We start from the raw sequence: 24,633 nt of genomic DNA, 5'->3' as shown, positions 1-24,633 counted from the left end.
AATTAACATTGAATCGATGCTACTTTTATCCAGCCGCAAGAGAAAACTCAATTTCCAATAATAAACCACCAGATGCTAATGCTTGAACCCGGCACTGCGCGCGATGCTGATCCAGTATACGCCGAACAATCGCCAAACCAAGGCCAGTGCCTTTAGCTCGAGTGGTGAAAAAAGGCTCAAACATTCGATCGGCTGTTTCACGATCAACCGGCTGGCCATTATTTTCAACTGAAATAATCAGTTTTTGTCCCTTGGGTGTAAAACGTAATTCAGATTTGACATTAACCCAGCCATTATCGACTTCTGACGCTGCTTGTACTGCATTTTCTAACAGGTTTTGTAATAGTTGGCGTAGCTTGGTCGGGTCGGCATAAATAGTTGGCAGCCCCAGTGCCAACGATTGGTTCATGGTTAAATTGTTTTGTTCGATTTGCCCTTGCAGAGATAAAATTTGTGACTCAAGCAATGGATTGATTGCAATCCACTCTGGTTGTAATTGATTGGGGCGGGAGTAGCTTAACAAATCGGATAATATATCTTCCATGTAAGTCACTTGATCCAGTGCAATACCAAAAATCTCTGCGGTATCTGGGTCGGTTGCATTTAACCTTTTTCGACCCATTTGCAGTGACATTTTTACCGAGCTGAGCGGGTTGCGTAAATCATGGGCAATCATATTTGCTGCTCGACCGACGGCTGCCATTTGGTCGTTTCTTTGGCGCATCGCTTGTTCTTCAGCAATCGATGCTTGTAGTGCTTTTTCTGCAGTAATGTCTTGCTCTACTGCGACATAATGAGTGGTTTCACCGTGATCATTGATTACCGGCGCAATAGAAACTCGAACCCATAAAGGATTGCCTGCTTTGGTGAGATTTTCTAATTCACCTACCCATTCGCGACCATCTTGTAGGGTTTGCCACATTTGCCGATAAACTTCGCTTAAAACTCGGCCAGATTTTAAAACACGAATCGTTTGCCCGATAATTTCACGCATTGAATAACCAGTGATTAAACCAAAGCTTGGGTTTACATACTCAACAATACCGTCGATGTTGGTAATAATCACCATCGATGGGCTTTGTTCAATAGCTCGGCTCAGGCGATGTAATTGTGCTTGTTGGGTTTCATGTTCGGTTAAATCTTCACCGATTAATGCCAGCCGTGGACCATCGCTGGTATCAATTAAACTGGCATGCCAGTTAATTAAGCGCCGCTCGCCAGAGACTTGTAAGTGCGCTTTAAATGCCGGTGGTGCGATACCTTTATCAAATGCCAAGTTGACTCGCTTTTCTACCAGTGGACATTCTTCAATATCAACCAAAGCAGCGAAATCATTTTCTGGTAATTCACCATCTCTTGGTAAATTAAATAAGCCTAAAATGGCATGGTTAACAAAGGTCAATTGAAAGTCTCGATCAAGAACGACCGCTGCTAAAGGTAGTCGCTCTAAGATTTTGCGAAAGCTTTTTTCTCTGTCATGCAACTGCTTAATCGTGCTGTTGCGAATGACTAGCTGGCTAATGCCAATGCTGCTTAATACCACCAACAATCCGAGTAATGTGTAAAACCCGCCTTGCTCGCGCCAGAAATTAGAACGTAATTGATTACGGAAACTGGGCGGTAATGCTGAAATAACGGTCCAGTTAGTTTGACCACGAATTTTATTGGGTAACCGAATGCCAATAAAATTCCAGCTGAAATCATTGTGTTGAATCAGCCCTCGTTGCTGGTTGGCCATTGCCTGAATCAGTGGAGAGGGTAGCGGATCGGGTTGACTAGGCAGCAAGCGAGCAACGTCATCGGACAGCATAAGTCGGCCACCTGGCCAGGTTGACTCAATTTGTTGCAAGTGTCGCTTTAGTCGATCGCCATCATAATTAACCAATAATAAAGCAACTTTTTCACCGTTGTCGTTGTATAAAGCGCGCCCCATACGAAGTACTAAGCGGTGCGGCGTTTCGACGACTCCAAATTCAATATTAAAATCTAGCGGTGATAAATAGACCTCACTCTCGGTGAGCTTTTGCATATCGTTTACATAGTAACGGCCAGATTTATCTTGTAATAAATGAGCTGGCGTTAACCCCGGCCCGAGACGACGGTCGACTCGAATCAGTTCTTTGCCAAAAGGGTTTAGCACTCGAATTTGGTCATAATGGTTTTTATTTTTAGCCACTGCTAGAAACTGTTGCGCCATTATTTGCAACGAGCCTTTCTGTGCAAGTGTATTAACCGGCGCCAGAGTAGCTAAAACCTGCAAGTCAGAAACCAACTCGCTTAAATCAGTTTCAATTAGTTGCTTGCCTTGCTCGGCAATTAATCGTTGTTGCTGAATATGCGACTGGACTTGAACCGCCAGCGTCAGCTGAAAATGGACAATAAATATCACCGCCAGAATGGTTAGCCCCAGCAGTGGATAGATGACTCGAATGCCCCAGCCTTTAGCTTGGCTCATTAAAATTCCTTCTTTAAAAGCGCGTTAGTCGTTGCTGTTTAACAGGTATCGCGCATATAAACCCGGGTGCGCCCACAGGCTTACCCAGGCGACGAGAACCAATAGGTTTTCATTGAATAAATGCCGAAATTTCAATTAAATACCAAACTAAAAGTAGGCTGGGTGAGCCTTGAGGCGCACCCAACAACGTACTTTAGCTGTATTTTGAAATTGATTTAACCGTAATTAACTGCGGCCATCAGTTCAGCCACTAACAAACGTTGGTTTGGTTTTTCTGATAACGTCAAAGCGCGATCCAGCCATTGCATAACCAAGCTGCTGTCTAAAAGTGCAATTGCTTTTCGCCCAGCCATTAACATTTCACCATGCGATTCCATTGATGCAGCCAATACTGCTTCGATAGCTTGCGGGTCACAGGCGGCCAACACTTGCAATGCTAATTGTTGAACGCCCATTTCTTTATGGCGCAGTAGCGGTTTTATCAGCTCAGAATTGGCGGCAGTTTTTAATTGGCTGTTAGCTTGAATCAAATGCAGCGCTTCTAAAATCACCAGTGAGTCAGGATCTTCCAAGCTGAGCAAAATACGAGGATGTTCCGGTGCAACCAATCCAATCACTCGCAAACTTAACTGGCGCAGATCGGGATCAGCAGATTCAATAATTACATCGAGTGCCGATAAAGTATCGTCAGCCAGCACGGGCAATTGATCTTGAGCATTTAGCAAACGATACAATGCGACCAAAGCTTCTTTTGCTTGGGGGCGAGATGCGGTTAATTGCTGAGCGATTTTTTGCAGTGCTTGTTCTAGCGGCAAGCCGGGTAATGCACGAATTGCCAAAGCCTGGTTATCGCCACCTGGCATCGGTGCCACGCGGTGTGGGCTAGAAAGTACTTTATCTGCCGCCTGCAAATGACCTTCAACTACATCGCGATATGGCTCTAGCTCTTCATCGAGGTGATCGAGCATTCTGCGCAACCGATCATCTTGTGATAATTCTGGTTCGTGCTCACGCAAGATGGCTTCTTGTGCCGACATGTTGATTGAATTAAGGGTTGATTCAGCACCCGCTTCTTCCACCAATGATTCGGTGTAATCTGGCATGCTTGCCATCATTTCTTCAACGGTTGGAATTTTCTTTGGCTTGGGATCGGTGTCTGGGGTTTCCAGCATTTGCACGGGAATATCACCGGTGGACTCTTTGAGCTCGATAATTTCTGGCAGGTCAGCTTGTGCAATTTGCTCGGCTTGTGCGGCGTCTTGCTCGCTGGCGCTAGCAAAAGCTTCGCCAGATAAGCAGCGATCTAACAACGCCAGCGCCAGGTTGTCGGTGGAATCAGGTTGCTGGGGATCGAGCACCACTGGTTTTTGCGAAATATTGATCAGCTCTTCAATCACAATCTGACGAATTGCCGGATCGGAGCTAGTTAACAATTTCGAAACCGATTGAATGTCTTGTTGGCAGTTATCTGATAAATCACCCCAAGCAACAATCAACGGCCGCAAGCAAAAGGCGGGGGCTTTGTAATGCTGCAATTGTTGTTGCAGCGCTTTATACCAGATTGCTTGTTGCTCAGGCTCGGCATTTTTCTGTGCTTGCAGAAATTGACCTAAAGATTGGCTCAAGGTCATTGGGTTTTGTGCCAATAGGCTGAGAATTCGCTGTTTTACATCGCCACTTAATGGTTGGCTAGAAGCCGATAATAATTGAATCGTGGCGGCACAAGCGTCATCTGGTTGGCTTAACAAATGCAGCATTTTTCTGGAATCTAATGCCAGTTGTTGTCCGGGAGATAATGCGGCGGCGGCTTTTAGTGCCGCAGCACGAACATCGCTATTGGCATCTTCCAGTAATTGCAGAATCATCGCCAAAGCATTTTTCGGTCGCAAGCTATCGCTTAATTGTGCCAAACCTTCAATGGCAGCAACGCGTACTTGCGGCTCTTTATCTGAAAGTGCTTTTTCTAAAACGGTGCTAGCTAATTGATCATTACTCACCGCTAATGCATTAAGAGCACGGCGTCTAACTGTTGGCATTTCTTTTAGTGCAATGCCAGCTAACAAGTCCGTGCCAGCTGGCTGAATGTGGGCCAGTGCTGCAAAAATTTCTGCTTCAATCGAATGGCCCTCTTCGCTACGCCATAACTGCTGTAATGTATCTGCAGCGGCTTTGGCACCGGTTTCTCCCAATGCTTTAATCGCCGCCAATTGCATGTCCCACCAATCATCCCAATCTTCGTCTTGTTCAATATCAGGACGATTGCAGGCGATATCTTGCAGGCAGGCCAACGCTTCTTCAGCAGCATTACCCGCCAGACCACGAATGGCTTCTAGACGAATTCTTGGCAGTGGGTGCTCGTGAGCACAACGCACTAGCCATTCAGTTTGTAACGGCCCTTTTCCTGATTGAGCATGGCTTTGCAGAATTTGCAGCGCTTCTAGAGTGATTTGCTCGTCTTCATCCCCCAACCGTTGAATTAATGCTTCGGCTATTTCTGGTGTCAGTTGACCAAACATTTTGCTGGATAGGGCTCTAATTGCCGCCAATCGATCAGTGACATCGTCGCTGGAGCATAAAGCCAACCATTGCTGTTGCATCTGCTCGGAAACGGTGACCGCTGCTGAAGAATTGCTCATAGGAATCTCTGGTTGGTGAAATCAAAAATGTGCGTTGCACAAGGTTATACCCAAGCCACTTTAAAATGTCAGTTGAGTACCTCACCTTGAGGTGCCTTGGCTATATACAGAATCCGTGCCGGAATTAACTAAAGCGAAAAGTTAAATAACAGAAGATTTGAACAAGGAAGATAGAACAGTAGTTTGCAAGATTTAACGATTTGATCAAATACCTGTGCCAGTGCCAATTTTGAACCGACATTTGGCGCGTCTCGTTAAACCGTTTGAACGAAATGTTCACGGGGTAATATCTAAAAATAATTCACACAAAAAAAATTACTGCTAAACCATTGGTGGGGCGAGCTTTGCTAAATATAAAAACCAACCAAATAAGTCTGGTATGAACTGTGCTCTATAAAAATTGCATTCAAACATTTAACCAATAATCTTGAAGGAGCGGCGGATGGGTACCCTACCTTTCTACCGACTGATTCCGTTAGCTGGCGTTATGGCACTGGGTCTGTGTCAAACGTCGCAAGCTGCGGATAATTTCGGTCCACTGCCTGATTTGAAAATCAATCAAGCAAAAGCTGAACTAGGCAAGCGACTATTTTTCGATGCGCGCTTATCTGGAAACACTGCACTTTCTTGTGCCAGTTGCCACAACCCTGAATATGGCTATTCAACCAATACAGAATTGTCTCCTGGTTATCCGGGTAACGGACATTTCCGTAACAGCCCAACGCTGATTAACACCGCCTATAAAAAGGTTTGGTTCCATGACGGGCGATTGGGTACCAATCTCAATGATGTGACTCGGGAAATGATCACCGAAGATTACATTATGAACATGGATATGCGTCTGATGCAGGAGCGCATCAAACAAGACCCAATCTATGTCGCTATGTTTAAAAAAGCCGGTTATGGCGAGCCATCGAATGGTTCAGTTCGTAAAGCGATACCGGAATACCTGAAGACGCTGACTTCTAAAAATGCACCTTTCGACAAGGGACAAATGTCAGCTTCTGCCAAACGTGGTTTTGAAATCTTCAAAGGTAAAGCAGGGTGTGCATCATGCCACTCAGGCCCAACCTTCTCCGATAACAAACCGCATAACACCGGTGTTGCTGAGAATCTAGATATCTTCCGTGACCCTATGAACCATCAGGCCTTCATCGCTTTCAATATGTTCATGGGTAATGAAAATTACATGAATTTGAAACGTGATGTGGGTGCTCACGTACAGAGCCATAAGGCTGACGGCAGTGACATGGGTAAGTTCATGACACCGACCTTGCGTGAACTGAACTACACCGCACCTTACATGCACAACGGTACCATTGGTTCTCTGGAAGAAGTGGTTGCTTTCTATAACCGCGCCGGTGGAGCTGATTCGAATAAGTCTGCCAAGATGCGTCCTTTGTTTTTGAATGATAAAGAACAAAAAGACCTGGTGAGCTTCCTTAAATCTCTGTCGGGTGATCCGCTAACCAGCGCTAAGTATGTCTGGAAGCGCGATGACTATGACTACAAGCTAATCGCCAACTGGCGTGAAAGCCGGAATTAATAGGAGGCAACATGAACCAGTACAAAACATCTCTGGCGTTGCTGATGGCTACTGGCCTGATCGCTTGTGTCCAAACTGCAGATCAGGTCGCGCCAGTTGCACAAAACGTTCAAGTGCCCGCCGCAACAATTGCGCAAGCACCTGCGGTAGAGCCAGTAACAATTACAGTCGCAGCAGAAAGCTATTCGGTTCCACCGCTAGCTGCATTGGGACCCGTTCCCATTCCAGCTGACAACCCGCAATCACCTGAAAAGATTGAGCTAGGTAAAAAGCTGTTCTTTGATGGCCGTTTAGGTGGCGATACATCGACTCCGTGCGTTGCATGTCACTTGCCAAGTCTTGGTTGGGATTTTCCACAGGACATTTCATTAGGCTACCCAGGTACTATTCACTGGAGAAACTCTACAACTGTTGTTAACACAGGTTATTACAACAAGCTGTTTTGGGATGGATCTTCTCGTAGCCTCGAAGCCGAAGCAAAATCAGCAGGTAAAGGTGCCGTTGCTGGTAATGGTGAAGACGACATCATGGAAGCACGATTAGCATTGATTCCAGAATATGTTCAGGGATTCAATGCCGCTTTCGGAGACACTTGGCCAAAAATTAATAACGCTTGGCGAGCACTTGCTGCATTTCAGCGAACGCTGGTTCAACGCGATGCGCCAATCGATCAGTATTTCCTTGGTGATAGTAATGCGCTGAGTGTGGCTCAACTGCGTGGCAAAGAACTGTTTGAAGGTAAGGCGAATTGTCTTGCTTGTCATAATGGTGCATTTGCAACCGATCAGCAGTATTACAACATCGGTGTTCCACCAGTGAAGCGTTGGGAAGATGATTCCTTGGCGCAAATCACTTTCCGTTACGAGCTTTATGCCAAAGGCTCCACCGAGAAAATGTATCGCCATACCAAGGCAGATCCAGGTGCTTATTTCACCGGCAAGATCAAGTCTATGAAGGGTAAGTTCCGTACTGCGACTCTGCGCTATACCAAGTTCACTCCGCCTTATATGCACAATGGTTCATTGGCTACTTTAGCCGATGTGGTGGATTTTTATGATCGGGGTGGCGTCGCTGCTGATGGCAGAACGACCGACTTCCCAGAAAGTAAATCTAAATTGATTCAACCGTTAGGTTTAACCGAACAAGAGAAAGCCGATTTATTGGCATTCCTTGATGCCTTCACCGGTGAAAAACTGGATATGGCCTATCCAGACCTTCCACCTTACGAGCCATTGTTTACTGATCAGGAAGTGCTGGAGGCGACCAAATGACAGACAAGAAAAATGAAGAACATAGCTGCCAGATTAGCCGTCGGCAGTTCCTGAAATACTCAGGCGCCGGTGCCGCAGCAGCGAGCACGGTGACGGTTTCCTTATTCCCGGGTACTGCAGCTGCGCAAAATGTTCGAGCACGCGTGCAGCCTTATCCACGAATCAAGGTTGCTCAGTTGAGCGACTTAAAGGAAAACCAACCACTAGATTTCAACTATCCAGATGACCACAACGGTTCCAGCTGTATGGTCGTCAGAACCGGTGTTGAATGCGGTGGTGGTGTCGGTTCCAAGCGTGATGTGGTTGCGTTCAGCCAGTTGTGTACTCATCAGGGCGGACCTTTAAATGGCCAGTATAAGGCAGTCAGTGAGCACCGGGTGCTCGGTCCTTGTCCTTTCCACTTATCGCTGTTTGATGTGCGTCGCCACGGCATTATTGTTTCCGGTCAGGCCTATGAAAGTCTTCCGCAAATTTTGTTGGAAGTTGAGGGTGATGACGTTTACGCCGTCGGCATCATGGGGCTGTTGTTTGGCCGTAACGAAAACGTGATGGCCTAGGCCGGGAGCAAAACTCATGACAACTAACTTTTATATCCCGGAAGACTCGGCCCTGTTACCACCGGCCAATGCAGAAGTGTTAACCACTGCCTGTGATTACTGTGTGGTGGCTTGTGGTTATAAAGTCTATCGCTGGCCGTTGGAAGCGGCTAATGGTGGCCCAGCCGCTAAAGACAACGCTTTTGGTGTCGATTTCCCAAGCTATGCATTGCAAGCATGGGTTGCACCTGCACAGCACAATGTAGTGATGCACGGAGGCAAACCACATAACGTGGTGATCGTGCCAGATAAAGATGCCACCTCAGTAAACAAGTTTGGTGACTCTTCAATGCGTGGCGGTTTGTTAGCGCAGAAGTGTTACAACCCGGGTTCAGAAACCCGTGACCGTTTAACTCAGCCACTGGTTCGGATTGGCGGCACTTTGCAGCCAGTTCCATGGGATTTCGCACTGGATATTGCCGCAGAAGTCGGTAACTACGTGCGTGAAACCCATGGTGATAATGCATACGGTGTTAAAACATACTCTTACCAGTACATTGAAAACACCTATGCGATTACCAAGTACGCATTGCGTCACATCAACACCGCTAACTTTACCTTCCACGATACCCCGTCTGACGTAACGTCGACCCCGGGCTTCCGTGATGCAGGTTTTGATAACTTCGGCCCTAGCTATGAAGATTGGGGTAGTGCTGAAACCTTGATGTTGTGCGGTACCGACCCGTATGAAACTAAAACCATTATCTTCACCCAGTACATTATGCCGGCAGTGCAAGGTGGCATGAAGGTCGTGATGCTGAACCCACGTGAAACCGCCGGTATTGCATGGCTGAAGAAACATGGCGGTTTGCACATCGACCTTTATCCCGGCACAGATAACCTTGTGTTAGGCGCGATTGCTCGTGTGATCATGGAAAATGGTTGGCAAGATGAGCAGTGGATCAAAGACTGGGTTAACAGCAAGTGGGAATCCAATTCCGGCTTTGGTCAGGGTACCCGAAACACGCCTTGGCAGTGGCGCACCACTTGGGGCAAGTTCCAAACTAACGGCTTTGATGACTACCGTAAGTGGAACTACGAGCAGGACGAATTTGATCCGAAATATGCGGCTGAAGTTGCCGGCATCGATCTAGAGAAAATCTACAAGGCAGCAGAAATGCTGGCCAAGCCTAAGCCAGATGGCACCCGGGTGAAAACCTCAGTCGGTATCGAAAAAGGCTTTTACTGGTCAAACAACACCGCAAACACCAATGCGATTTCTACCCTGTCGACCATTGTTGGTGCCGGTGGCCGTCCAGGTCGTGTGGTAGGACGTTTAGGTGGTCACCAGCGTGGTGGCCAGTCGGGCGGTAAATATCCAAGAAACAAGTCTCCTGAGAAAGTACCAGGAAGGCGTAGACGTTCATTGGATACCGATCGCTGGATGTATTCAGGTCATACCCGTTTTGCCCATGTTATCGGCACCACTTGGATTCAGGCGATGTGTGGTAGCCAAGGCTTGCAGAAGAAATTCTGGGAACTGACCACAGCAAATCCGCACCAGGTTTACAGCGGTGATAAGCAAGAAATCATCAACACCTTAAAAAGGCGTGCAGATTCTGGCGGCATGGTGGTGATCAACCAGGACATCTACCTGCGTGATCCAATCGGTGCTCGCTTTGCTGATATCGTTTTCCCGGCGGCAAGTTGGGGCGAAGAAGACTTCATGCGTGCCAACGGTGAACGTCGTTTGCGTTTGTATCAAAAATTCAATGACGCACCGGGTAATGCCAAGCCAGATTGGTGGATTATTTCCCAACTAGCACGTCGTATGGGCTTTGAAGGTTTTGACTGGAAAAACTCTAACGAAGTGGCAGAAGAAGCTTCACGTTTTAGCCGTGGTGGCCGCAAGGCATTCCATATGGTGAAAATTGCGGCGCATAAAGAAGGTAAAACCTTGCATCAAAAGATGCGTGAAATGGGTACCGAAGGTATTCAGGGGCCAACCTTCTACAACTACAAAACCGGCGAGTTGGTGGGTAGTAAGCGTTTGCATGACACCGAACTGGCGAATGACACGGCTCAGTTAACCAAAATGGGCCTAGAGAATGGTCCGGTTGGTGCCAACGTGCTGGGTAAGAAGATGACTCACTTCAACTCCCAGACCGGCAAAATTAACATGCAGAAACACCCATGGAATCTGTTCAGTGATTTCTATGAGTGGTTGAAGCCTGAAGATGATGAGCTGCGTTTCAGTAATGGTCGTATTAACGAAATCTGGCAGTCAGGTTTTGATGATGTTGAACGCCGAGCCTATACCATTCAACGTTGGCCAGAAAACTGGGTGGAAATTCACCCGGATGATGCCAAGGCGCGTGGTATTGAATCGGGCGATCAGGTGATGATGTACTCGAATCGAGTGGCTAACTTCAAGGATACAATCCTTGGTGTTGATAGCGACGAATTCCAGTTCTCAACCTTGATGAAGAAGGGCCATATCAAGTTGGACACAGCTGCAGTAACCGGTGTTGCCATCGTCACTCCAGCAGTCAAAAAAGGTGTGCTTTACGCCAATATGATCGATATGCGTCAGCCTTCCAACTCGTTAACCACCCGTGTTGTTGACCAGATTTCTGGTAACTACAACTTTAAAATGGGTGTTGCCAAGATCAAAAAGCTGGGTGAATCACGCTACAAGCATGAATTCCGTAGCTTCTCGTTTGCACCACGGAATATTGTTTAAACAATGTCCGTAGCGCAAACAAAAAAAGGTAGGCCGCATTTAATTTAAATAGCGGCCACCGGAGAGCATGCAAGAGCAAAGCCCCAATCAGAAATGGTTGGGGTTTTTTTTGTTAGGTAGAATGATAGTTTGTCTAGATGACGGTTTATTTCAAACAAATAATAGTCAATGGCAAGATGTTTTAACTAAATTAATGTTTTAGTGGTGACGCATTTGAAATGAGACATTTTAAGATGAAATTGTTTATATGCTTTTTTCGTTATATTAAAAAATTCGGTAGAGCTCCTTTGGTCGGGCTAATACTTGCTTCTGACTAAAATATTAACAATTTGTATTAATTGTAGCTCTAACTCTGTTTGATATTTGGTATCGGAATTTTCAAATTATTTGAAAATTCAATTTATCTAAAATAAAGACAGGCTCTGCAGTATGAATCCCAGTTCTCTTGCTCGTTTACAGCGAGGCGATATTCTTCTGATGAGTGATGCTTCTAGTACGTTTAACCACTTTGCAATCGCCTTTGGCCAGGCGTTGATGACTCATAATCGAGGTAGCAGTAAGCTGACGCATGTAGGAATATATGATGGTCAAGGTGGCATCATTGAGGCATCGGGACAGGCCGGTTTACGAATAGCTAGTTTAGCCAGCAAGGCCGGTTTAAAATATAAAGTATTTCGACTAATTGGCGAATCTTACCAAGCGACCTGTGAAATGGCTGCAGATATTGCCGCCCAGTTATGTCAACGAAGAGCTGCCAATCCAGATTTATTAGTTGACCAAGGTTTCGGCCGTTTTGCCAAGAAAAAATCAATTTCAAGTGTCTTTCGTCTTTCTTTTATGTCAACTAAGGCGCAAATGCATCTTGAATCGTTAAAACAAGATCCAACCATAGACCGCGGATTTTACTGTTCAAATTTAGTGACTGAATCTTATAATCTTGCTTGTTTATATGAAGAACAAGATTTGCTTTTTAATGTCGATACTCGAATCGTTTCACCTAAAAAAATCCATTCTCAAATTAAGTCAGATGCAAATAATAATTGGCAATATGTAGGTAAGTTTGTTGTTGAAGAAGACACGTTGGATTGGTCGAATTAACAATCAGTAATTCAATTTTTATTCGTTAAAATAGTAGGGTATCCTCCGTAGCAACGAAGATACTTTCAGGTAGGATTAAATCTATGACTTTGCGGTAGTCGGGCGAAAAAGGATAGTGAAAAGATGTGCGGAAGGACAAATGTTATTTATTGGTAGGATAATTGTATTTGAATAGGGGAGCTTTGGAGGCTGCATGGCAACCTCCAAAAAATATTTTACCGATCGGTAAAAATGATCTGTGAAGGATATAAACCCTCGGTACTAATTCTTGAACCAATCTGGATATCTGTAGCTGGATCGATTCGATCTATACCTGCATCAGAAGGATGTGCAATGCCTAGCCATAAATTCAGGTTAGGCGATGTCTCGATATAACGAAGGTCTTGATTAATATAGCCTTGTACTGGGTTGGTCAGGATATCACCGGTGCTAGGGTTAAATTTAACTAGAGACACATCTTGATATGCGTTATACGCCAGAATATATCCAGTATTGCTATCAACTAGCGCGATACCGCTTACCTTAGCGCCAAGATCATCGTCATCAACCAATAAATTGGTTTGGTAATTACTTGGGTCAATAGTCTCAATGCCACCAATAAAAGTGTTTGAGGCAAAGCTACCAATGCTAGAAATATACAGTTTTCCTGCAAATTCTTGAATGCCATTTGACCATGGGTTTACTGTATCTAATTCAATGCCTTTAAGAGCAGCGGGATCATCTGTTGGGTTAGTATCGATTTCTATATCTGTCAGAGTATCAAATACTGCAACATAACTACTTTGACTCGGAGCGAAACTAATTAAGCGCTGCATAGTTATAAATAATTTTCCGTTATAAATAACACCAGAATGTGCTTCAGGCCTTCCGTCAGTATCTGCTTTAGAAATATAATGAGATAAATCGATAGTACCGATTCGATAATCACTTTCTGTGGTTGCAGACGGATTAACGATCCAAACTTTAGGGCTGTTGTTACGAATTAAATACGCTTTTTTATCATTTACGAAAACAAGTTGGTGTGGATTGGATGACGAAACATCTACTTCTGAAGATGAAGCATTAGCGCCGAAACTCCAAATTATATTGCTTTGATCATCTAAATGATATTTTTTAATGCGATCAATGCTGAGTCGACCGATATGGTAAAAATGATCGTTAAAGGTGTTTACTGCATAATCAGATGCAGAGTTACTAACAGCAGTCGAAATAGTTAAATTATCAAGTGAAATGGTTTTTAACTGACTTGCAGAAAAATCCGGAGTGACAGTTTGAATTAAAGCAAAATTGATCGGATCAACTGGGTCGACTGGATCGACTGGATCGACTGGGTCGACTGGATCGACTGGATCGATTGGATCAACTGGGTCGACTGGATCAACTGGATCAACTGGATCTACAGGGGTTACTAGATCTACAGCGCCTTTATTGTCATTGTTCGAAGAACCACAGCCTGTTAGAGCTAAAGCAACAGATAGTAAGGTAAGAGAAAATATGTTTTTTTTCATTATATCAATCCGAGTGAATTAAAGTTGATAGCGCCATGAAATACGAGCTTCTAGTCCTGGAGCGATATATCGATTAAACAAAATATATTCCTTGTCCAGTAAATTGAGTAATGAAGCATCAAAAGAATGTCTGCCAATTTTTAAACTAGCAAAAGCGTTCCATAACTCTATGTTTGTGGTTGGTTCAGCGATTTCAGCACGGTTGTGGAATAAATTATCACTGAGGTCGTAGTCTATACCTGCAGCCCAGTTGCCTTGAGCATATTGAGCAGAAATTGTTTGTTTGAATTCAAACAGTCCAGGTAATCGTTTGTTATCAAAAGAAAGAAATGGACTTTTTTGTCGAGATTTTTGCCAGGTGTTTGCAGAAGCTAGGATCAGGTTTCCCCATTGGTAATTTAAGTTTAGTTCCAGTCCATTGATGTCTGCTCTAGCGATATTTTCACTGCGACCAATGCCACGACTATCATAAATTGTTGCAATTAAATTAGATATTTTCCTGGAAAATAAAGAAGTAGAAATGCCAATATTGTCTGCATCATATTGCCAAGCGAGTTCACTGTTAATAGCAACTTCAGGCTCAAGATCAGAGTTAGCAATGGAATAGCCAAGATTGCCAAAGAGTTCTCTTTGCCCAGGGAGTCTGTGACTCTTACTGATGTTGGCAATAATTTGGTGCGAATAATTCGGCTGGAACTTTAAAGAAAAGTGACCGCTATAAAGCATGTCACTCTTTGTTGGTTGCGCCATACCTTGAGCTTGCTGATCTTTATAATATTCCATGGCAAGTGTTGCTTCAGATTGCCATTGTGGATTTATTTCGATCTGGCCACTAAATGCACTAGCCAACTCAGTTCTTTCCCATTGAGATCTTTGGGCGTCTGCTATGTTATGGCTGTTGTATTTCTCGATAGATGCACGATTCACCCAAGTTAACGAAATATCTTCAATATATTCGTTGTACCCAGCAGTTACTTCAAAACGATTGTTTCGGTCTAGCTGATTTTTAATTTTAGAAATCCCAATGTTCATCGAGGGATCTCCGAAGTGTTCTGAGCGATTATAAATTGAAGCCTTGACGCTCAGATCGCCATTAAACAACGGCTGGCTGTAAAGCATGTTAGCAATGGCTAGTTTAGTTTTTAGATAAGCATCATTTGTAATGACATTTTGTAATGTAGGCTGGTTTTTGTTTTTGTCAGACAATAATAAAGAGTAATCAATAAACTTCTGATCTGAGATTGTCTGTCGATAATACGCATAACCTTGATATTGGCTTAACTCATTGTTGTATCTTTTTTGATTTTTATTATCAATAAAGTTTCCAGTGCTATTATAAAATGAATAATCATTGTCACTTGTAATGCCGCTAAGGGCGAAGCTACTGTTGGTTTCTCCGTGATGAATGGCCAAATTTTTAGTAGAAAAACTACCTAGGCCGAGAGAAATATCTGTTTGTGGCTTGGCTTTAAGCGTGACAATGTTAATTGCACCGCCAATATTAGAGCGGGCAAAAATAGCAGGGGTATAATTTTTATAAATTTCGATTCTTTCGACAGATGACAGGTTGATCAGCGAAAGATCTAGGCTAGCTCCTGCAGCATCGTTTAATAAAGAGCCATTGAGATAAATGCCTATTTGAGCGCCAGAAGCCCCGCGAACGGAGTAACTGGAATAACTACCATGCCCGCCAAGAGTTCGAATCTGGATGCCCGTTTGCTGTTTTAACAGTTCGGGAATAGATGTGATCTTTCCGAGAAATTGATCCCGGTTGATAACGGTAACTGATTGAAGGCTGTTGTCAGGATCTGTCTCAAACACAGATGTTTGCTGACCAATAACTTCAACTGTAGGGAGTTTTTGACGCTCATCTTCTGCATATGCAGTGTTATAGACTGCGAGAAGAGCAACTGAGCAAATAATAGATTTCACAATTCACCGCGTTTACCGAAAAAAATTTCAGTTACGAGGGAGCAAACTGCAAATGGCTATGAGGCCAAAATACCAGTCTGAACAAGTCGCCCGCCGCAACTGTGACTATGCCCAATTAGTTTTGCACTAAAAGGAGCTGGATTTAGGCCGGTCTCCGGGCTCTTGACGGGGGAATTCCCACAACTGAACCTTCCCATGAAATCACAGTGGTTATTTTCAGTCTTCGTCAATTACCGTTGCGGGGGCAGCTCAGGTATTTAACCTGATTCCCGATTATCCCTTTGCAGGGCACCTGTAATCGTGCGGCATTGTCGCGGTCAAATTGGGCCTTGTCAATCAAGTTAAAGATTCATTAAAAATCTTCAACAGAGTTAGTGGTAGCATGGTTATACGTGTCAAGTTGACCTGAAATTTGCAGGAGCGTGCTATGAATAATCCACTTTTAATCCAACCAGACTGGCCTGCGCCTGCCCATATCAAAGCTTGCTGCAGCACTCGCATTGGCGGTTGTAGTTCAGCGCCTTACGACAGCTTGAATTTGGGCGATCATGTTGCTGATAATCCACAAAATGTAGCGAAGAACCGTCAATTGCTGGCGCAAGTTGCTCAGCTTCCAGCGGCACCTGTTTGGTTACAGCAGACGCATTCTACGGTGGTAGTTGATGCTGCAACTGTCGCTGCGGGTGTTAATGCGGATGCGTCATTCTCCACTGACAAGGCCCAGGTTTGTGCGGTAATGACCGCAGATTGTCTGCCAGTGTTGTTGACCAATCAACAGGGCTCTGTGGTAGCTGCGATTCATGCCGGTTGGCGTGGATTGGCCGATGGCATTATTGAAGCGACGGTTGAAAAGCTGCGAGTTCAGTCTCCTGATAGTCAATGGATGGCCTGGCTCGGCCCAGCAATTAGCCAAAGTGCTTTTGAAGTGGGTTCTGAAGTTAGAGAATATTTTTTGGAAAAGGAAACCGGCTGTGCTTGCGCATTTATTCCTTCTGAAAATGAAGGAAGGTGGATGGCCGATATTTACACCTTGGCCAGACGCCGATTGGCTCATATCGGCATTGAAGATATTTATGGTGGCGATTTTTGTACCTATAGCAATCCAACCTGTTTTTTCTCTTATCGAAGAGATGGGCAATTTACCGGTCGAATGGCCAGCTTAATCTGGATCGAACCGTCAGTTAGGGCTTTGGAAATATAACGCCTCCCGAAAACCTGGGTGTGCTTGAAGTTTGCTCAGCTTACAACAAGCTCGGGTAAGCCTGTAGGCGCACCCGACATGATTTTCAAAAGAGCTTAACTTGGAATATCTATTAAATTCCGAGTTTCTAGCTTTAGAATGTTTATTTAATTTTTCAGATTTAACTATTGGTGGTTTTTATGATCAATCGAGTATCGAAGTTGACTGTAACAGTGTGTTCTTTTTTATTGTTAATAACTTCAGTTGCTAATGCCAATGAAGGAGATGTTGTTTACTTTAACTTTGATCAATTTTATGAGCACTCAAAAATAATCAAAGATGTGCAAACGAAAATATCAGACCAATTAAAGCAAGCACGCATGTCGCTGATGGAGAAAAACGAAAAAATAGAGCAGCTACGGGAAGAATTAACTAACAGTAATGACTACAGTAGCTCAGGATTGAAAAAAAGAAGAAAAAAACTTGAGCAATTGCAAGATAGTCTTAGTAAAGAAAGCAGTAAGTTTAAAAACAATGCGAGAATTCTGATTCAAGATAGTCGGAGTCAAATTAATTTAGCAGTAGAAAAAATAATTAAAGCAGTTGCTAAGCAAGAGAGATATAGCCTAGTCATTAACGCATCGCCCGAAGGAGATGTTAAGCAGCGCTTAACACCCGCAAAAAAAGTAGTCTTGTTCACTGATGGTCAGCACGACATCACACCTTTAGTAGCTGATGTATTCGATCAGCAATCATCAGTTAGCCAGTTTATTAAATAGCTTTTAGAATAGCTTTATTTGCAATGACAGTATGGCTGCTTGCAACGGATGGTATGGTTCAAATGTACGATTGGGTAATTATTGTAGTCGCCTGTTTCTTCTGGCTAGGTATGGTTTTTTATAAAATTGGCAACCGATATAATGGTGCCGATTGGGGTAGTCGATCAATTAATTTGATTGATGGTTTTTTACGTTGGTTTTTTATTCGCTGGCACAGGTTGAAAGCCAAACCGGTCATTTTACCTGAAGGCGCAGCACTGGTGGTTGGCAATCATATTTCCGGTATGGATCCGTTGCTGATGATTGCCTGCTGCAATCGGCCGGTGCGCTTTATTATTGCCCGGGAAGAATATGATCGCTGGTGGCTGCGTTGGTTATTTGACCGGGCGGGTTGTATCCCGGTAGACCGAACCGGAAAGCCACACATTGCCTACAGAGAAGCATTAAAAGCGCTGGAGCAGGGTGATGTTGTAGGAATTTTTCCATCGGGAAGAATCGTTCGTCCGAATGAGACCACCAAGCCAATTAAAGCCGGTGCAACCCGTTTGGCATTTCAAGCCGAAGCACCGGTTTATCCACTTTATCTGGATGGCGTGAAAGCTCCCGGCAGTGTTTTTTTATGTTTGGTGCTGCGAGGAAAAGTCACGGTGCAGCAGCAACAAGTGTTACAGCCAAATTTGCTGGACAAAAAACAAATGACGGAAGCAATTTTTAATTCAATTTATAAATAAACGTAATGAACCAGATTTGGGTGGAGATATTAGTGTGAAATATTTAAAGGCCTATGCCTTGATTTTTTTGGGCTGCATCAATAGTTCAAGTCTGCTGGCTGCAGATGGAAAAATGCAACTGCTAAACAATCACCAGCTTGAATTACACAATATTAGCAAGCCTCAGCAGAAAACCGTTAATGCACTAAAACCGTGGCAAAACCTGAGTGGATCCAGTTTTGCGCAATGGGCGCAGCACAGTCAGGCAGTTGCCAGCGCTGGGTTGTATTTTACCTCACGGCACAACAGTCAGACCCCACAGTTATTCTTTCAGCGCAAGCCAAATGCCCAAGCTGAAACCGTTAGCCAGTTTGATGACCCAATCCGTTCGGTAGTGAGTAATGGTCAGGGGCTGTTGGCGATCACTCGAGATCGTGGCGGTAATGAAGATAGCCAAATCTGGTTGTATGGTGCAGAAAAAAAACAGTTTAGTCAGCTAACCAGTCAGGCGAGAAATACCGACTTACTTTTTTCAAATCAGCAACTTTATTTCACCAGTAATTTACGAGATAAGAAATTTAATGATATTCGCCGTATCAATCTATCGACGCAAGCTGGGAAAAAAGCCAAAGAAAGTGAATTGATTTTTAGAGCGCCAGATAATTATTTGTGGCGTGCGGTTGACGTTTCTACAGATGGTAAGCAAATGTTGCTGAGCCATTATATTTCCAGTGTTGAGTCTGAAATCTGGTTGTTAAATATTCAAAACGGGCAGTATCGAAGATTATTACCATCAAAAAAATCGTCTGATATATCAAGCAGCAGCGAGCAGCGCAGTTTTCCAATTGGCTTTTCAGAAGATGGTCAATCAGCCTGGCTAGTCAGTGATGCCGGGCAAGATTTTTTAAGGTTTTATCGACTCGATTTGAAAACGGGTAAGCGGTTTGAGCAGGGGCCACAGCTTGACTGGGATATTGAAAATGTCAGTTTGTCTGCCGATAAAAAGCTGGCAGCGATTGTGGTTAACCAGAATGGTTATTCCAGGCTGTATCTGATGGACTTACTCACGAGTAATTTTCAGGAATTACCGCTAGCTGAACAAGGAAGAATTGCTGGCACTAAATGGGGTCGCTTTGGCTCAGGAATAGCTTTCTCTGGCGATAATCAACAACTGGCTTTTAGCTTGATTAGTGATCGAACGCCATCACGGGTGATTAGTTTGAAGGTTGCCCCGTTAGCATTGAAAGCAAAGCAATCTGAATATTGGACTCAGCCAAACCTTGGGCAGTTGAGTGGAGCCGATATGATCGTGCCTCAGTTAATCAGTTATCCGAGCTTTGACGGTCGAAAAATCCCGGCGTTAGTGTTCAGCCCAATTGCTGAGAAAAATACAGAAAAACAAAAATTACCAGTGATTATTTATATTCACGGCGGCCCAGAGTCGCAAACCCGTCCGGGCTTTCGCTCCAGTTTTCAAATGTGGGCGAAATCACTCAATGCCGTCGTTATTACACCGAATGTGCGGGGTTCTCGTGGCTATGGTAAGCGTTGGCTAGCATTGGATAACGACCTGAAGCGAGAAGATTCAGTAAAGGATATTGGCGCATTACTCGACTGGATTGAACAACAGCCTAACCTGGATGCTTCGCGTGTAGCAGTCTATGGCGGTAGCTATGGCGGTTATATGGTTTTGGCGAGCGCGGTTCGCTATAGCGACCGTTTAAAAGCGGCAGTTGATGTGGTGGGCATCAGTAATTTTGTGACTTTTTTACAAAATACTCGCGGTTATCGTCGAGATTTACGACGAGTGGAGTATGGTGATGAAAGAAACAGCAAAATGCGTGCTTTTTTACAATCAATCAGTCCGCTGAACCAAGTTGAAAAAATCAAGATTCCAATGTTGGTGGTACAAGGAAAAAATGACCCGCGTGTGCCTGAGTCAGAATCTCAACAACTAGTTGATCGATTAAATGCCAATGGCCAAGTGGTTTGGTATATGCTGGCGCGCAATGAAGGGCATGGTTTCCGCCGTAAGGAAAACCGCCAAGTTTATCAACAGGTAGCGATTGAGTTTTTCCAGCGCTATCTGATTAATTAATAAGTTATTTTTTTTCGGAGTAAAATTCGTGGCGCTTAAATCGACCGTTATTCGGGCCAGAGTTCAGTTATCTGATATGGATCGCCATGTCTATGAAACCTTGAGTTTAACTCTAGCTCAGCATCCATCAGAGACCGAACTACGTCTGATGACACGCTTGTTGGCCTACTGCATTTGTTATGAAGAGCGGTTGGAATTTACCAAGGGTCTGTCTGAAGATGATGAGCCTGAAGTATGGAAAAAGAGCTTTTCCGATGAGATTGAACATTGGATCGATCTAGGCAACCCAGATGCTGATCGAGTTAAAAAAGCATCGGGCCGTAGTCAAAAAGTGTCAGTGTTTAGCTATGCCAACTCAGCCGATGTTTGGTGGCAAAAAAACCAGGTTAATTTCACTAAAGCGAAAAAAGTTACTTTTTGGCGTTTTGATCCAGCAGAAATTGAGCAAACTGTGGCGATGTATTCTCGTCAGATGGATTTAACGCTCAGCATTAGTGAAGGCAGTTTGTTTTTGTCAGACGCGGATCGTTCGTTTGAATTAAGCCCAAAGCTTTGGGTTGATTTTTACTAATAAATACCATGAGTTATTTAAATTTATCGATTGAGCCGACATATTGTTTGTCGGCTATTCGTCGCTATCCCCGAAAGTTGTAGGTCGCGTTTATGGCTGCTTCGTACAACCTACGCGGGCCAATAATTTTGCACCGTAGGTTGTTTCGAGTGGAGCGAAAAACGACTTGACCATGGTGCAATTAACTTCAATGGTTGATATATCTACCAGCGACCATGATGCACTTTAAATTTTGCGGATTAATGAAATCCGGAGCACAAAAAAACAATCAATCTCTTCCTGGATCCATGCCTAATTTCTTCAATCGGTAACGTAAAGCTCTAAATGAAATGCCCAGTAATTCGGCTGCTTTAGTTCGATTACCACCGGTGCTCACTAAAGCTTCATTAATAGCCTGACGTTCTACTTGATCGATATATTCTTCTAAAGGCTGGTTGCCACGTCCGGCAGGGCGAGCGGTTTGCCCAGAAGGCCCTTTCACTGTCAGTTGCAGGTCGAAGGTGTTAATGGTGTCATTTTCACAAAGTGCTAACGCACGTTCTAGAATGTTTTCCAATTCACGCACATTTCCCTGGTAGTGATAATTTTTCAGTGCATTTAAAGCATCGGGAAGCAGCGAAGGTGTTTGTTGCTGATTGCGTCTCGCTAGTTTTTGTAGGAAATGCAGCGCTAATTGTTCAATGTCTTGCGGCCGCTCACTTAATGAAGGCATGCTCAATTGAATAACGTTAATCCGGTAAAATAAATCTTCCCGGAAGGCACTCTGGCTAATCAGCTTGTGTAAATCTTTATGGGTTGCCGACAGCAGGCGAACATCGACTGGAATTTCTCGCTCAGAACCGACTGGGCGAACTGCTTTTTCTTGAATGGCTCGCAACAGTTTTACTTGCATTGCCAAAGGTAAGTCTGCCACTTCATCTAAAAATAAAGTGCCGCCATTGGCTGATTGAAATAGACCTTGTTTATCTTGATGGGCACCGGTAAAGCTGCCTTTTTTATGGCCAAAAAATTCACTTTCCATTAGCTCGCTGGGAATTGCGCCACAGTTGACCGGTACAAAAGGTTTTTCAGCTCTTGGCCCCAGCGCATGAATCATTCGTGCCGCCATTTCTTTACCGGTACCCGAAGCACCGCTGATAAAAACCGGTGCCTGACTGCGGGATAGTTTACGAATCGTCGCCCGTAATAGCTGCATTGCTGGAGATTGGCCAAGCATGGTGCGTTCAATATCGCTGGCTTGTTTGCTGGCGGTTTGTCCGCTGGGCAGTTTCAGTGCAGCTTGCACCAATTCACGCAGCACTTTTAAATCAACCGGCTTGGAAACAAAATCAAACGCGCCTGCTTTGAGGCCGCGAATAGCAGTTTCCATATTGCCATGAGCAGTAATAACTGCCACTGGCAATTGTGGATGGTTATTTTGAATTAACTCAACCAGTTCCAGTCCATTGCCATCGGGCAATTTCATATCGGTTAGGCAGATCTGGAAATTATGACTGCGCAACAATTGCCGAGCATCAGAAACGGTTCCAGCGCCGCGGGTTTGTAATCCCATTCGGCCTAAAGTGATTTCCAATAGTTCTCGGATATCGGGTTCGTCATCAACAATCAGTGCCAGTGGTTGAGTCATTTAACAAATAATTCCTGTCATTCACGAAAGCGGATTCTAAAACAGCTGCCACCGGCAGTAATTGGGCGATAGCTCAAGCTGGCGCCATTTACTTGACTGAGCTTACGAGCGATATACAGTCCAAGCCCAGTACCAGTGCTTTCACTGGTGTAAAAAGGATCAAATATTTTTTCAGCACTGTCGGCTGCAATCCCAGAGCCGTGGTCGATTACATCGATTACCACACCTTTTTCATCCAGCCTGATGCCCGCCATGATCGAAATCTTGCAGATTCCTTGGCCTTGCAAGCTATGGCGCAAGCCATTCTCGCACAAGTTAGTTAAAATCTGCACCAGTTGCACAGGATCGGCTAACAGGCGGGTATCTTTAGGTTCGACTTGTAAATCGATAATCACATCAGTTGCTGTGACTTTAAGTTTTTCTGCGGTACTGGCAGGCAAATCATCACAAAACGCCTGTAACCATTCATCGAGTTTGAGCCATTCTTTTTTTGGTTCACTGCGACGGGATAACTGCATGACATTTTCAATAATTCGATTCACTCGCTGGCTATGACGCTGAATAATATCAGTAAAATGTTTATCTTCATCGAGCAAATCAGGAGACTCAGCCAACAGCTGTGCCGCATGGCTGATTGCAGCTAATGGGTTGCGAATTTCATGGGCAATGCCAGCAGTTAACTGCCCTAAAGATGCGAGTGATTGCTCCTGAGCAGATTGTTTTTGCATCGTAATATCGTTAATGAATACCAAAAAACTAGGGCGTAATTCTTTGACGACTTTTTTAAAGTCTGCCACCAAATCAGCACCATCATTCTGCACTCTAAAGCTGGTATGAATTGGCTGGCCAGCTAGCCAAGCTGTTAGGCGTTTATCCAGTTCAACCGACAAGGTAGACAACTGCCGGTTGATTGGGCCAGATGGCATGTTTAGCAACAGCCAAGCTGATTCATTCATGGTTTGTAAAATGCGTTTTTCATCAACCACCAACATGCCTGTAGTTGAGTTTTGAATAATCATTTGGTTCAGTTGTTGCAGTCGTTGCAAGTCTTGGCCACGGGCATAAGCTAGTCGTTCACTTTCGGCCACCCGCCGTGACAAGCTGGTTCCTAGCATGGCTACACCAAGAAAAGCAGCACACAATAAAGCGGGTTGATCGAAGTTGATTGCCGGGTTGGCTTGGCTGGAAACATAGTGTTCAAACATAACTGCCAAGCAGGCAATACTGGCGAGAAATAAAGATACCTGACCACGTAATAATACTGCGCCGGCGGAAATAGAAATAATCAACAGCATTCCTAAGCCGCTTTGCACACCGCCACTGGAGTGCATTAATAGTGTCAGCAGTAAGATATCTAAAATAATCTGGCAAACTGTTTGCGCTCTAAATGTCGGCCAATTTCGCGCAATGGTGACAAATTCAATTGCCGATACCAAAAAGTAACTACTGATGCTAGCAAGGAAAAGTTGCACGCTTGATGAGCCGACTTTTGAGCCAATGTTATTGACTATCTCTGGTAGCCAGTCGGCATTAATGGGGATTCTAGAAATAACAAATAGCATTGCCAGCAAGATCACTAGCAGCAGGCGGAAAGTATTCAGCAATAGTAGCGGCTGCCAGGTTTGGCGATAGCTAATATCTTGAATTTCCTGGTCGGTCAGTTTTCGCTCAGACATTGTCGAGCTACTGTGCTGAAGAGAATGTTGATACGAGTGCTGGTTAGTGTGTGTATTGCTCATGGAACTCTGTACAAGTTTTCAAGGTTGCAGTCGCCGCTACTCTTAGTCAGCGGTCAGGCGTGGATTAGTGCTTATTCAGTGTAACACTCTAACCGGTGATATCTTTGGCCTGCATCTTTTTCTAATCAATCGATAGAAACTCCAAGCTTTGGACGCGATGTATTAAACAATACGGAATGTCTTAAATTTGCATCGACAAAGACG

Annotated in this window: 16 protein-coding genes and 1 riboswitch; of the genes, 10 read left to right on the top strand and 6 right to left on the bottom strand. The window is 44.3% G+C overall.

The window, feature by feature from the left end; translation table 11 throughout:
* Nucleotides 1–25: 25 nt before the first annotated feature.
* Nucleotides 26–2,455: a PAS domain S-box protein gene (locus DC094_RS05580; RefSeq protein WP_116686063.1), complete on the bottom strand. Its 2,430-nt coding sequence runs from the start codon at nucleotides 2,453–2,455 to the stop codon at nucleotides 26–28.
* A gap of 215 nt (nucleotides 2,456–2,670) precedes the next feature.
* Complete coding sequence (locus DC094_RS05575) at nucleotides 2,671–5,091, bottom strand: HEAT repeat domain-containing protein (RefSeq protein WP_116686062.1); 2,421 nt, start codon at nucleotides 5,089–5,091, stop codon at nucleotides 2,671–2,673.
* A 442-nt stretch (nucleotides 5,092–5,533) separates the two neighbouring features.
* Between DC094_RS05575 and DC094_RS05570 the strand changes: the two genes are divergently transcribed.
* The 5 genes from DC094_RS05570 (at nucleotide 5,534) to DC094_RS05550 (ending at nucleotide 12,285) form a co-directional block, all read left to right on the top strand.
* Complete coding sequence (locus DC094_RS05570; RefSeq protein ID WP_170114589.1) at nucleotides 5,534–6,637, top strand: cytochrome-c peroxidase; 1,104 nt, start codon at nucleotides 5,534–5,536, stop codon at nucleotides 6,635–6,637.
* An 11-nt stretch (nucleotides 6,638–6,648) separates the two neighbouring features.
* Nucleotides 6,649–7,908, top strand: coding sequence for a cytochrome-c peroxidase (locus DC094_RS05565; protein WP_116686061.1), 1,260 nt, complete (start codon nucleotides 6,649–6,651; stop codon nucleotides 7,906–7,908).
* Nucleotides 7,905–8,465, top strand: a complete 561-nt coding sequence (locus DC094_RS05560) for an arsenate reductase (azurin) small subunit (RefSeq protein WP_116686060.1) — start codon at nucleotides 7,905–7,907, stop codon at nucleotides 8,463–8,465. The genes DC094_RS05565 and DC094_RS05560 overlap by 4 nt, the downstream gene beginning before the upstream one ends.
* 16 nt (nucleotides 8,466–8,481) lie before the next feature.
* The gene (locus DC094_RS05555; RefSeq protein ID WP_116686059.1) at nucleotides 8,482–11,187 is read left to right on the top strand and encodes a molybdopterin-dependent oxidoreductase; all 2,706 of its coding nucleotides are present in this window, start codon (nucleotides 8,482–8,484) and stop codon (nucleotides 11,185–11,187) included.
* Nucleotides 11,188–11,616: 429 nt separating this feature from the next.
* Nucleotides 11,617–12,285, top strand: coding sequence for a C40 family peptidase (locus DC094_RS05550; protein WP_116686058.1), 669 nt, complete (start codon nucleotides 11,617–11,619; stop codon nucleotides 12,283–12,285).
* Nucleotides 12,286–12,500: 215 nt separating this feature from the next.
* On the opposite strand, the gene DC094_RS22525 is transcribed toward DC094_RS05550, so the two are convergent.
* Together DC094_RS22525 and DC094_RS05540 are read right to left on the bottom strand one after the other, a co-directional pair.
* Nucleotides 12,501–13,793, bottom strand: coding sequence for a hypothetical protein (locus DC094_RS22525; RefSeq protein WP_116686057.1), 1,293 nt, complete (start codon nucleotides 13,791–13,793; stop codon nucleotides 12,501–12,503).
* An 18-nt stretch (nucleotides 13,794–13,811) separates the two neighbouring features.
* A complete protein-coding gene (locus DC094_RS05540; RefSeq protein WP_116686056.1) occupies nucleotides 13,812–15,725 on the bottom strand; it encodes a TonB-dependent receptor in 1,914 nt (637 codons plus the stop codon).
* 128 nt (nucleotides 15,726–15,853) lie between these two features.
* Nucleotides 15,854–16,037: riboswitch (cobalamin riboswitch) on the bottom strand.
* A 115-nt stretch (nucleotides 16,038–16,152) separates the two neighbouring features.
* Between DC094_RS05540 and pgeF the strand changes: the two genes are divergently transcribed.
* From pgeF to DC094_RS05515, 5 genes are all read left to right on the top strand, one after another.
* Nucleotides 16,153–16,926 (top strand): peptidoglycan editing factor PgeF, encoded by a 774-nt coding sequence (gene pgeF, locus DC094_RS05535; RefSeq protein ID WP_116686055.1) that lies wholly within the window; start codon nucleotides 16,153–16,155, stop codon nucleotides 16,924–16,926.
* A gap of 179 nt (nucleotides 16,927–17,105) precedes the next feature.
* On the top strand, nucleotides 17,106–17,684 hold the full coding sequence (locus DC094_RS05530; RefSeq protein ID WP_116686054.1) for an OmpH/Skp family outer membrane protein: 579 nt from the start codon (nucleotides 17,106–17,108) through the stop codon (nucleotides 17,682–17,684).
* Nucleotides 17,685–17,746: 62 nt separating this feature from the next.
* Nucleotides 17,747–18,415 carry a lysophospholipid acyltransferase family protein gene (locus tag DC094_RS05525; RefSeq protein WP_158527225.1) on the top strand — a complete coding sequence of 223 codons (669 nt, stop codon included), beginning with the start codon at nucleotides 17,747–17,749 and terminating at the stop codon, nucleotides 18,413–18,415.
* A gap of 34 nt (nucleotides 18,416–18,449) precedes the next feature.
* Entirely contained in the window at nucleotides 18,450–20,492 is a 2,043-nt protein-coding gene (locus DC094_RS05520; RefSeq protein WP_116686052.1) for an alpha/beta fold hydrolase, read from the top strand.
* A gap of 28 nt (nucleotides 20,493–20,520) precedes the next feature.
* Nucleotides 20,521–21,063 carry a YaeQ family protein gene (locus tag DC094_RS05515; protein WP_116686051.1) on the top strand — a complete coding sequence of 181 codons (543 nt, stop codon included), beginning with the start codon at nucleotides 20,521–20,523 and terminating at the stop codon, nucleotides 21,061–21,063.
* A 268-nt stretch (nucleotides 21,064–21,331) separates the two neighbouring features.
* Here the strand turns inward: DC094_RS05515 and DC094_RS05510 are convergent, their stop codons facing one another.
* Together DC094_RS05510 and DC094_RS05505 are read right to left on the bottom strand one after the other, a co-directional pair.
* On the bottom strand, nucleotides 21,332–22,690 hold the full coding sequence (locus tag DC094_RS05510; RefSeq protein ID WP_116686050.1) for a sigma-54-dependent transcriptional regulator: 1,359 nt from the start codon (nucleotides 22,688–22,690) through the stop codon (nucleotides 21,332–21,334).
* 17 nt (nucleotides 22,691–22,707) lie between these two features.
* Nucleotides 22,708–24,366 carry a sensor histidine kinase gene (locus tag DC094_RS05505; RefSeq protein ID WP_158527224.1) on the bottom strand — a complete coding sequence of 553 codons (1,659 nt, stop codon included), beginning with the start codon at nucleotides 24,364–24,366 and terminating at the stop codon, nucleotides 22,708–22,710.
* Nucleotides 24,367–24,633 lie beyond the last annotated feature (267 nt).

The organism is Pelagibaculum spongiae, assembly GCF_003097315.1.
Taxonomy (GTDB): domain Bacteria; phylum Pseudomonadota; class Gammaproteobacteria; order Enterobacterales; family Pelagibaculaceae; genus Pelagibaculum; species Pelagibaculum spongiae.
This window is presented reverse-complemented; position numbering and strand designations above follow the sequence as displayed.